Raw genomic sequence first — 11,237 nt, forward strand, 5'->3', positions numbered from 1 at the left:
ATTCAAAGAACTTTTAGTGACCAAAGCCTAAACGAACTCGATCCTCCCGAAAAACGCGGGTTAAACCAGTTTCTGACCGCAATTCGGGCAGAAATTGGCACCTTCATTCTTCGCTCCGCAGTTCGGGCAGAAATTCGGCCGTTTGACGCTGCCGGAAGCTGCAGCGGGTGCCGCAGGTGGCTGCTGAGAAGACGGCTGGCTTGCCGGGCCTTGAGTCTGGCTTTGATTCTGGCTTTGATTTTGACCTGCATTCTGTCCAGCGTTCTGGCCTTGACCTTGGCCTTGGCTTTGACCGCCGTTCATGTTCTTCAGCATTTCATTCGCCATATTCATGCCCATCATCATGCCGGCCATGTCAGACGCCGCACCGCCGCCCGCAACCTTGCCGGAAGCGATGCCGTCGGTCATGCTGACCTGCTGGTATTTCTGCAGATCGCCGATCATCTGGTAGGAAGCATTTTTCGTAATCATCTCCTGAATTTCAGCCGGATAATTGAAGCTCATCACCTGAAAGCCGGTCACCGTCAGGCCGTCACCCATGATCTGCATATCCAAATCCTCGCGGATCCCTGCCGCAATCGCATCAGCGTTAGCCTGCAGATTAAACATGTCTTTGCCTTCTTTGCTGATCCACTTCATCAGCAGCTGGTTCAGCACCGAGGTGATCCGCACCTTGACGTCATCGACCAGGTAGCTTTCCTTGATGCCGGCGATCTTGTCAATCAGCGTCACATAATCATTCACCTTGAAGTTGAACGTGCCGTTGGCCCGAATCGGCATGCCGCCTGGCAGCTGCGGCGTCGGGATCAGAATCGGGCTTTGCGTGCCCCATCTGACCGTGAACTCCTTCGTATTCACGAACAGCACTTCAACTCTCATGCCGCTGTTGAAGCCGAATTTAAAGCCCTTTAACGTGGAGAGAAAAGGAATGATGTCCGAGTCCACGTTATAGACGCCTTCTTTTTCAAAAATGCCCTCAATTTTGCCATTGTTAATAAACACGGCATCCTGGCCGGAGCGGATGATCAGCTTACTGCCCTTCTTAATCTCCCGGTTGCTCCATTTCCAAAAGATCATATCGTCGCGGAACTCTTCCCATTCCACAACATTTGAGAACTGGTTTTTAAAGAAGCCCATTTCATCCTCCACCTTTCCCTGTGTAAGTCGTCCTCCGCCTTAAAAAGAACCCCGGCTTCCACTATGCGAATGCCCGCCGCCGGTTCTGCCGCCTCCACCGCCTCCGCCTGAGCCGCTGGATTGCCGCTCAATCTTCCGCCTTGTCGTAGTCGTCCGGATATAACGGTCTTCTTGGGCAAGAACACCCGATGTCGCCGCATCTTCATAAGTCATCCGGTTCACGGTAACGGTTCCGCCTGAACGGTATGCCATGATGCCAACCACGATACCGCCGATAACAACGGCCACGCCGAGCTGGAACCACCCGTTAAACAAAATATTGTCCGGATTCACCCCCGGCTTGAAGCCCATATATTTGTATGCGGTCTTGATGTACGTTTCAAATGCATCCGCATAATTCCCTTCGGTTAGATCCGGCGTAATCTTGCTGCGAATCTTTTGCAGCCGTCCGTCATCCAACCTTTCCTCCGCTTTATAGAATCCGGCCAGATAAACGTCCCTGTTCCTCATATCCAGCGTCAGAATTGCCGCATTGCCATGGGATTTATCGTACCCCGGCGCCTTCTCGTCGTAGAAATTCTCCGTCAGATCCACAACGTCCAGATTCTCGGGATTATCGGTAGTAAAAATAATAAAGTCCGTTTCACGCTCCGCTCCGTAACGGAGAGCCAGCTCGTTAAGCTCCTTGGTCTGCTCCGCGGTCAGCAAATGTGCCTCATCATAAATAAGCGACTTGTTCGCATTCCCTTCGGAAGCTGCGGACGCGTGCTGAAAAGGAAGACCTGCCGCCACCCATACAAGAAGCAGAAGCAGCCACATGCTGGTGTTCTTGTACCTGTTCTTGTTCATGTGCGTATGCTTATTCACAGGAACCCGCCTCCCAACACCAGGGATAACAGCTTCAGCGCCACCAGGGAAACGCAGGAGACGCCTGCAAACCAGGCTGTCACCTTCGCTTTGCTGATCGGCGGTTTGCCTACAACCTTGCCCGTTTGTCCGTTCATCGCAAACGTATGCTGCTGCTTGTTGAAATCGTAATACACCATCCAGACCGGCAGCAGGGCATAATCCGACTGCTTCAGCGAGGTGTCGATATTTTTGTTCGTATAATTAACGGTTGTATACCCCGACACGGAAGACGAAATCGCGGATTCGATGTATCCTCTTATTTTCTCTTTGGCGCGGGGGAGAAGTTCTCCATCGTCAAAGCTGTATTTTTCAGCGATGAATCCGGCCAGGTAAGGCGTCTTGAAATCCTTCATCTCCCCATAAGGGAATGGCTCCAGCTTATCCATCAGCCCATCGTTCATCTTCTTGGAGGCATCCACCGGGACCCGTTTGTAATTAAGCTTCAGCCGCCGATAGACTTCAAAATGCTGGGTTTCCGTAATCTGATAATCGCCCCTGGTATAGGTTCTGACCCGGGTAGCATGGCCCTGCACTTCCACGTTGTTATGAAGCTCATACAGCCAGAAGGGAACGTAAATGCCGGTTATGCTTTTGACCCGGTCGGCTGTCATGAATCCGTTTGGCGTCAGCAGCCCGTTCTTGCACCATTTCTTGAAGGCCTTCATAGCCTCTTCTTTGCTGATGGAAAAAGGTATGACCAGCGCCGGGGCCAAATCCCCGGTCAAACGGTCGCCCAGCACAACCGCCGAGCCACAGAAGCTGCAGGTTGTCGCGCTGGTGTCCGCATCGGTGATGATTACCGCCCCGCAGCTGGTGCAGTGGTATTCCTGAGCCTGGTCTTCTTCCGTAAATACGGTCTGCGTCAAAGGGTCCTGGAGCTGTTCGATATTATCCTGCCTGCCGCAGCTGGGACAGGAAAGCATTCCGGTCGCGCTGTCGAACACCATTCCGCTCCCGCAGTTCGGACATTTGTATTCAATTACCGGCACAATCTCACCTCTTTGGAACCAAAGAAGGATTATTCCTTTCGGTTCAGTTTCTCTTTGATAGCAGCCAGCTCTTCTTCCGGACTTGCCACAGGGGTCTCCCCATTGGAGGAAGACGGTTTATCATCGTCTGAACTCCCGGGCGAACGGCTGTCTGGAACGCCCTCCGTCTGCTCCAGCTTGGCAATCAGCGTGTCCAGATCGTCCTCCTCGGCGCCGCCCCTCAGCTCTGCCAGGGCAAGAGCCTCGTTCAAGGCCAGATCGGCCTTCTCTTCCAGCGCTTTGAAGGCCGAATTTGCTCCGCCGGATTCGTTCAAGCGCTGCTGGAACTTGGCCTCCGCCAGCTTGCCCTTCAGATCGGCCCGGCGCGCCTCCAGCCGGTTCAGATCGGCCAGCAGCTTCTCCTTCATCCGCTTCATGCCTTCTGCTTGGGCTGCCGCCTGGTCATAAGCCGCGCGAAGCCCGATCAGCTTCTCTTCCCTATCCGTCTTGCGCTTCAGAAAGTCCAGCGCATCTTCCTCCCGGCCTGCTTCCACCGACTTCTCGGCGTAACGCTGCAGCTTACGGATCTCCGCTTGAGCTTCATCCAGGGCCTGGCGGGCTCTCCGTTCATCCGCCTGTACGGCAGCGGTTTCGGCCTCCAGCTGCCCCAGATCGCTGCTCAAGCTGCGCATGTAAGCGTCAGCTTCCTGCTCCGGATCCGCTGCTTTGTCCAATAAAGCGTTCACATTCATCTTCATCACTTGGCGAAATCTCGACAGGATCCCCATTCGGCGCTTCCTCCTCGATCAATTTCATGTATTCTTATAATACATGAAAAAGGCGGCTAAGGTTTCATTTTGACCAAAAAGCCATCATCCTTTTACGAATGATGGCTTAGATTCTGCCTAGCAAAAATGCCTATCTAGGAGTCAAAATTCCTCATATTCCGCAGGATCCTGTCCCCACAGCCGGCCGTCTTCCCGGTTAAAGCTTGAAATAACGTCCATTTCCGCATTGGACAGCTCGAAGTCAAAAATGCTCAGATTCTCGACCTGATGCTCAAGCAAGCCCGCTTTCGGGATCGGAACCGCTCCCAGTTGGATATGCCAGCGCAGGATGATCTGCGTGTTCGTTTTGCCGTGGGCGGCGGCGATTTTGCCGATTTGTTCGTCCTGCAAAATACTGTGCCCGCGTCCCAGCGGGCTCCACGATTCGGTTACGATGCCGTGTTCCGCATCTTTCTCCCGCTGGTAAGCCTGGTCAAAAAACGGATGCAGCTCCACCTGATTGAGGCTTGGAGCTACACCTGTCTCCTTGATAATCCGCTCGTTATGCTCCGGCAGGAAATTGCAGACGCCGATGGAGCGGATATAGCCCCGTTTCTTGGCTTCGATCATCGCCTGCCAAGCCTCCACGTACCGGTCCGTCTTCGGATTCGGCCAATGGATCAAATAAAGATCATAATAGTCCAATCCGGCGCGGTACAGGGACTCCTCAATGGTCACCAGCGCCTGGTCATAAGCCTGGCGGCGGCCTGGCAGCTTGGAGCAGATCAACAGCTCTTCGCGCGGAACGGAGCTGAGGCGAATCGCTTCGCCAAGTGCACCTTCATTTTCATAATTAAATGCGCTGTCCAGCAGCCGGTAGCCGGCATCAATCGCCCCGGCCATTGACTTTGCTCCGTCTCTGCCTTTTAGCGTATACGTGCCAAGGCCGATCTGTGGAATTTTCAAGCCGTCGTTGAGTACAATTTCAGGAATCGGGTTCATGTCCATGCCTCCTCATTCAGTGTGCTCCATTGATCTTAGTCTTCTACTACTCTTTACCTTATCACCATTTGATTGGCCTGGCAAAATGAGCAAACCGCGTTTACTTCAACCCTCTCATTTGATAAGCTAACAATTAAAAAATTCCTTAAGAATGGAGATATATTCAAATGAGCGAATCTAACCAAACCCCATCCACCGGACCGCGTTTGGCCCCTCCATTTCGCGCCGATCAGGTCGGGAGCCTGCTGAGAACTGACCGAATCAAACAGGCCCGCCAGCAAAAGGCCGCAGGCAGCTTGTCTGCCGAACAGCTGCGCCTGATCGAGAACGAAGAAATTGCTCGTATTGTAGAGAAGCAGAAAGAGGTAGGCTTGCAGGCCGTGACAGACGGCGAGTTCCGCCGCGCTTACTGGCATTTCGATTTTCTGGAGCATCTGGACGGCGTGACCGGCTATGAAGCGGAGAGCGGTATCCAGTTCCAGCAGACCCAAACCAAAGCCCATTCTATTCTGGTCAATGGCAAACTTGGCTTCTCCGCCCACCCGATGCTGGAGGATTACAAGTTCTTACATAGCATTGCCGGCAGCCACACAGCCAAGATGACGATTCCAAGCCCAAGCATGCTGCATTTCCGCGGCACGATTGATCCGAAGGTTTACGGGGATCAGGATGAGTTCTTCCATGACCTGGCCGCCGCCTATAAGCAGGCGCTACAAGCCTTCTATGACGCCGGCTGTCGTTATTTGCAGCTGGATGATACGGCCTGGGCATACCTGTGCTCGGAGGAGCAGAAGGAACAGCTTCGCGCCCGCGGCCTCAATCCGGACGAGCTGTCTGCCCGTTACGCACAAACGATCAACGACGCCGTTAGCGGTCGTCCGGATGATCTCAAGATCACCATGCATATCTGCCGCGGCAACTTCCGCTCTACCTGGATTTCCTCAGGCGGTTATGAGCCGGTGGCCGAGACGCTGTTTGGCGGATTGAACATTGACGGATTTTTCCTCGAATATGACAGCGACCGGGCCGGCGGTTTCGAACCCCTGCGTTACGTGAACCGTCCGGATCTGTCGATCGTGCTTGGGCTGATTACCTCCAAATTTGGAGAACTGGAGCAAGCTGACGAGATCAAACGCCGGATCGAGGAAGCTTCCAGGATCGTAAGTCTGGATCAGCTGTGCCTCAGCCCGCAGTGCGGATTTGCCTCCACCGAAGAAGGCAACCTGCTGACCGAAGAACAGCAGTGGGCCAAACTCCGCCATGTCGTGGAAATTGCCCGGGACGTGTGGAAGGGTTAATCAGCAGCCGAAGGCCAGACCAGCCGTCAGCCCGGATCGGGCAGACGGCTGGTCTTATTTTTCAGCGGAAATAGGCTCTTATGATCTCTCTCATAGAACCCCTTTGCTCATTAAATTGCCGGACCCGGTGGCCGTTCGCCCCTGACGGATGCGGGAATCCCCATAGACATTGCTCCTCCCGGAGGATACCCTTCTGTACCAGCACCCGGCAAATCCCTTCAACTGCTTTGCCCAGCGGAATGACGAGCACACGGTGAAAGCCGCCGCAAGCGTCCAGGGAACCGAGTTCCTCTTGGATAGAATTTACGGCAAAGTCCCTGAGGAAATCGGACGACAGCAAATCCGGCCTGCTTCCCGTGTAATTATGGCCGCGGGCAAACACTGGATAACGCAGGACGGAGGTGGTATGCATAAGCTGCTGACTCCCCTCAAACAACAGCTGAGCGGAAGACAAGCCGAGCGGCGCCGGCAGGTCTAGGGTATCCAGCATCCGGATGATATTGTTCCGCATGGGACCGGCAAAGCGGGCAGCCTTCTTAGCTTGCTGAAGAATGTCTTCATCCCTAAGCTCCGGCCCCTGATTCCGCTGCAAACTATCCCTCGCCGTTTCAAAAGCCAGCTTCATCTGGCTCCAGCCGGGCGTTAAGCCTGCGATAAGAATCTGCGCGTGCGGGTTAACGATTTCGTTATGCGGCGCATAATACATGGATACAGGCCCAGATTCGGCCAGCAGGAAGCGCTCATGGAGCAGATCGGCTTTGGTAAGGGGCCGGGAAGGAAGCTGGCGAATATAAGGTTTGTATGCTGAAAAAGCTGCTGCGTACAACATGCTTTGCTTCTCCTCTCTCCTTTCGATCGGGACCGCTCGGAAATAATTACCTGGTAGAGTTAACGGTCCAATAACAAATAAAGCTTATACTACGTATACAGCACTACATTTCATTCAACAAGGAAAGGAACTTTAAGATGGGGATACACACCTACTTCCAATCGTTAACCGATTTAGAGCGAATCATCCGATGTCCCGGTAAATTCAAGTTTCAGGAGCACAGCGTTGCCGAGCATTCCTGGAAAGTCGTGCAATACGCCAAAACCTTGGCCGATATTGAAGAAAGTCACGGCGTCCTCGTGAACTGGAAGAAGCTGTATGAAATCACGAGCAGTCATGATTACGGGGAAATTTTTATCGGGGATATCAAAACCCCTGTGAAACACTACTCACTCGAGCTCCGCGCCATGCTGCAGCAGGTGGAGGAAGGTATGGTTGCGCATTTTATTGACGGGCATATTCCGGAGGAATTCAAACCGATCTTTCGCAGACAGCTGCGGGAAGGCAAAGACGATTCCGTAGAAGGCCGAATCCTAGAGGTTGCCGATAAACTCGACCAGATCTACGAAGCCTTCGCCGAGCTGCAAAAAGGAAACACGGAGAAAGAATTTGTATTTATGTACCGGAGCGCCCTGATCAAAATCAAAGGCATCCAGCTGCACTGCGTGGATTATTTTCTGGAACAGATTCTGCCTGACCTGGTCAGCGAAGGCTCACGATCCCCTATCGATATTGAGCAGATTACCAAAGACGCGTTGGCGTCTTAACCTCCCCTTATGCCCCTCCTTTTAATCCCCCTCTTGATTCGCAAATCTATTTTATTTGAAAAGAAACAAAAAGCCAGCCTCGGACAGGCTGGCTTTCTATTGGAATGAGAACCGACCTTCACCTCCGTGTTCCCGCCCCTTGGATGGATGATTTCACGCCTTTCCAAACCCAGCTGTCCACTTCCGGCAGGTCGACGCCTTCTTCGCGGATATATTGATGATGTTTCTCTAACATCTGTTCCATTTCTTTCACGATAGCAGCATATTGTCCGGCTTCAGGAAGGCTCAATACAGCTTCCTTCACCAGATCAAAGCGGTCCATCTGGTTGAGCACGCGCATGTCGAATGGGGTGGTGATGTCGCCGTTTTCACGGTAGCCGTGAACGTGCAGATGATGGTTGTGACGTTCAAAGAACAGATCTTTGATGAGCCCTTCATAACCATGGAAAGCGAAAATCACCGGTTTATCGGCTGTAAAATAACGGTCGAACTCCTCATCGGACAATCCCCGCGGATCAAGCTTCCGGCTTCTCAGCTTAAGCAGATCAACCACGTTGATATAACGGATCTTCAGCTGCGGCAGCTTCTCGTGCAGCATGGAGATCGCCGCCAGGCTTTCAATGGTTGGCTCGGTGCCGGAGGACGCCATCACCAGGTCCGGCTCCCCGCCTTGGTCCGTGCTGGCCCAATCGATGATTTTGAGGCCGTTATCCACCAGCTCCTGCGCTTCATCTGCCGAGAAGAACTGCGGACGCGGATGTTTGGACGACACGATCAGGTTGATCTTCTGACGGTCGTTAAGCACTTTATCGAACACAGCCAGCAAAGTGTTGGCGTCAGCCGGCAAATACTCGCGGATGAATTCCGGTTTCTTGTCGGCCAGGTGCCCGAGCAGGCCTGGATCCTGGTGCGTATACCCATTGTGGTCCTGCTGGAACACCGTCGAGGTCGCCACAATGTTGAGGGACGGAATATCGGCGCGCCAGCTTTGCTCCGTTGCTTTGCGCAGCCATTTGAAATGCTGCGTAATCATGGAGTCCACGACCCGCAGGAACGCTTCATAGCTGGCAAAAAATCCGTGGCGTCCGGTCAGCACGTATCCTTCCAGCAAGCCTTCCGCCTGATGTTCGGACAACTGGGAATCGATAACGCGGCCATAGGAAGCCATAAATTCGTCGTTCGGCTCCATGATTTTCTCCAGCCACTGGCGTTTTGTAGCTTCAAAGACAGGCGCCAAACGGTTGGACATCGTTTCATCCGGTCCGAAGATGCGGAAGTTTTTGCTCGTTTCGTTCAGCTCAATGACTTCTTTGAGGTATTTGCCCAGCACGGACATGTCCTGGGCGGTCTGCTTGCCGGGCTCGCTGTTGTCCAGCGCGTATTTGCGGAAGTCCGGCAGCTTCAGGTCTTTGATCCGCTTGCCGGCATTGGTCACCGGATTCATCGCCATCCGTCTGTCTCCTTTTGGCGCGAGCTCGGCGATTTCGGCGTGCAGACGGCCCTTTTCATCAAACAGCTCTTCCGGTCTATAGCTGTTCAGCCACTGCAGCAGGGCATCTGCATGCTCCATATGCTTCTGATCCACCGGGATCGGTACCTGGTGGGCACGGAAGGAGTTTTCATTCGGCACCTGATCCCACTCTTTAGGACCGGTCCAGCCTTTAGGGGAACGGAATACCAGCATCGGCCAAGCCGGGCGTGCGGAGTCGTTATTTTCACGCGCATAGCTTTGAATAGCACCAATGCGTTCCACAATCGCATCCAACGTTTCCGCCATAGCAGGATGCATGTGCGCCGGTTCGCTGCCTTCCACGAAATAAGGCTCCCAGCCGTAACCTTTGAAATAAGCGGTCAGCTCTTCTTTGCTCATCCGCGACAGCAGCGTCGGGTTGCTGATCTTAAAGCCGTTCAAATGCAAAATCGGCAGCACGGCACCGTCGGTGATCGGGTTAATGAAGCGGTTCGAGAACCAGGAAGCGGCCAGCGGGCCCGTCTCGGCTTCACCGTCACCCACAACCACAGCCGCAATCAGGTCAGGATTATCCAGAATGGCCCCCGTACCGTGGGATAAAGAGTATCCAAGCTCTCCTCCTTCATGAATGGAACCCGGCGTTTCCGGTGCCGCGTGGGAAGCGATCCCGCCCGGGAAGGAGAACTGCTTGAAGAGCTTCGTCATCCCCGGGATATCCTGCGTAATTTGGGGATAAATTTCCGTGTAGCTGCCGTCCAGATACGAATTGGACACCATAACCTGGCCGCCGTGGCCCGGTCCTTCAATGTAAAACATATTCAAGTCATATTTGTTGATCACCCGATTTAAATGAGCATAAATAAAGTTTTGGCCCGGAATCGTACCCCAGTGTCCAATCGGTTTCACTTTGATATCCTCGGCTTTAAGCGGTTCGCGGAGCAAAGGGTTGCTTTTCAAATAAAGCTGTCCCACCGAGATATAATTGGCCGCCCGCCAAAATGCATCCAATTTGTCCAGGTATTCTTGGGACGAATAATCCACCTTGGTATCGGTAACTAACATTTCACCCACTCCTTTATCTCTAATATTGTGAATAATTTCACTTATAGTTACATCATAACAACCTTTTTGAAAAATGATACGGTCCAATTTTGTGAAAAAGTGAACATAGTATGAAATTTAGAACTCAACCTCCGAAGGAAACAAAAAGAAGACCAGCATCCGCTGATCCTCAGTCTTCCCTACCGCTCCTGAACCGATACAAAGCTATTGAATTTCATGTACTGATAATGGAACCGCATATGGGAGAATTCGAAAGGCGTCCCGTTGTCCAGAAAAAAAATCCCCTCCATAACGCCGACCGGCTCATGCGGCTTTAAATGAAGCAGTTCCTGGTCGGCAGGCTCGGAGGGCTCGGCGAACACGGACAAAAACGATTTGGTGACCGCCAGATTGTGCGCTTCCTCCAAGTAATTAAAAATCGATCCTTCAATGATGGCCAGGTTCAGATTCTGCACGATCTTGATCGGAATGTAGCCTGTCTCAATCATAAACGGATCTTCCTCAAATAACCGGAGGCGGACGATTTTATACACGAAGTCATGAGGCCCCAGGAACAAATCCCTCTGCAGTTCTTCCGTAGGAAGGATCACTTCAAAGCTGATCACCTTCACCTTCGGCTTCTGCCCGTGCATCTGGAAATTGTCGGTGACGCCCAGATTGGAGCCCTCGTAATTGAAGATCGATTCGTTCTTGATGTACAACGGATTAATAAAGGTGCCTGAACCCTGTTTCTTAAAAATAAGTCCGGCATGTTCCATTCGGGCAAGCGCCCGTTTCACGGAGCTCCGACTCACCCGGTAATGCTCGCTGAGACTCCGCTCATCCGGCAGACGCATGTCCGGGAACTGGCCTGCCAATATTTTTGATTTAAGATCATCCATAATTTGCTTGTACACAAACTGAGTCATGGCCTACTCCTTCTTCGTTTCGTCAGCTCTCGGCTTCTCGGATGCGCGTTGGCCCGTCCAATGCAGCCCTACTATACCATAACGAGGAACGGATGAATGTGAGCGAACCCACGACCTGT

Annotated in this window: 10 protein-coding genes; 2 read left to right on the forward strand and 8 right to left on the reverse strand. The window is 52.8% G+C overall.

Annotation, left to right across the window (positions count from 1 at the left end):
- Positions 1-60 precede the first annotated feature (60 nt).
- The 5 genes from AWM70_RS17925 to AWM70_RS17945 form a co-directional block, all read right to left on the reverse strand.
- Entirely contained in the window at positions 61-1,137 is a 1,077-nt protein-coding gene (locus AWM70_RS17925) for an SPFH domain-containing protein (protein ID WP_068698682.1), read from the reverse strand.
- A 39-nt stretch (positions 1,138-1,176) separates the two neighbouring features.
- Positions 1,177-1,986 carry a TPM domain-containing protein gene (locus AWM70_RS17930; RefSeq protein WP_068700827.1) on the reverse strand — a complete coding sequence of 270 codons (810 nt, stop codon included), beginning with the start codon at positions 1,984-1,986 and terminating at the stop codon, positions 1,177-1,179.
- Between the two features lie 14 nt (positions 1,987-2,000).
- The gene (locus tag AWM70_RS17935; protein WP_068698684.1) at positions 2,001-3,035 is read right to left on the reverse strand and encodes a TFIIB-type zinc ribbon-containing protein; all 1,035 of its coding nucleotides are present in this window, start codon (positions 3,033-3,035) and stop codon (positions 2,001-2,003) included.
- 29 nt (positions 3,036-3,064) lie between these two features.
- Positions 3,065-3,802 carry a PspA/IM30 family protein gene (locus AWM70_RS17940; protein ID WP_068698686.1) on the reverse strand — a complete coding sequence of 246 codons (738 nt, stop codon included), beginning with the start codon at positions 3,800-3,802 and terminating at the stop codon, positions 3,065-3,067.
- Between the two features lie 141 nt (positions 3,803-3,943).
- Entirely contained in the window at positions 3,944-4,783 is an 840-nt protein-coding gene (locus tag AWM70_RS17945; RefSeq protein WP_068698688.1) for an aldo/keto reductase, read from the reverse strand.
- Positions 4,784-4,950: 167 nt separating this feature from the next.
- Between AWM70_RS17945 and AWM70_RS17950 the strand changes: the two genes are divergently transcribed.
- A complete protein-coding gene (locus AWM70_RS17950) occupies positions 4,951-6,081 on the forward strand; it encodes a 5-methyltetrahydropteroyltriglutamate--homocysteine S-methyltransferase (protein ID WP_068698690.1) in 1,131 nt (376 codons plus the stop codon).
- Between the two features lie 61 nt (positions 6,082-6,142).
- Here AWM70_RS17950 and AWM70_RS17955 read toward each other — a convergent pair whose 3' ends face one another.
- Positions 6,143-6,910 carry a hypothetical protein gene (locus AWM70_RS17955; RefSeq protein ID WP_068698692.1) on the reverse strand — a complete coding sequence of 256 codons (768 nt, stop codon included), beginning with the start codon at positions 6,908-6,910 and terminating at the stop codon, positions 6,143-6,145.
- 137 nt (positions 6,911-7,047) lie between these two features.
- Between AWM70_RS17955 and AWM70_RS17960 the strand changes: the two genes are divergently transcribed.
- Positions 7,048-7,677, forward strand: a complete 630-nt coding sequence (locus AWM70_RS17960) for an HD domain-containing protein (RefSeq protein WP_068698694.1) — start codon at positions 7,048-7,050, stop codon at positions 7,675-7,677.
- Positions 7,678-7,795: 118 nt separating this feature from the next.
- Here AWM70_RS17960 and AWM70_RS17965 read toward each other — a convergent pair whose 3' ends face one another.
- Both AWM70_RS17965 and AWM70_RS17970 read right to left on the reverse strand, forming a co-directional pair.
- Entirely contained in the window at positions 7,796-10,210 is a 2,415-nt protein-coding gene (locus AWM70_RS17965; protein ID WP_068698696.1) for a phosphoketolase family protein, read from the reverse strand.
- Between the two features lie 179 nt (positions 10,211-10,389).
- Entirely contained in the window at positions 10,390-11,118 is a 729-nt protein-coding gene (locus tag AWM70_RS17970) for a GntR family transcriptional regulator (RefSeq protein ID WP_068698698.1), read from the reverse strand.
- Positions 11,119-11,237: the final 119 nt, after the last annotated feature.

Source organism: Paenibacillus yonginensis, from assembly GCF_001685395.1.
In the GTDB taxonomy this organism is placed as follows: domain Bacteria; phylum Bacillota; class Bacilli; order Paenibacillales; family Paenibacillaceae; genus Fontibacillus; species Fontibacillus yonginensis.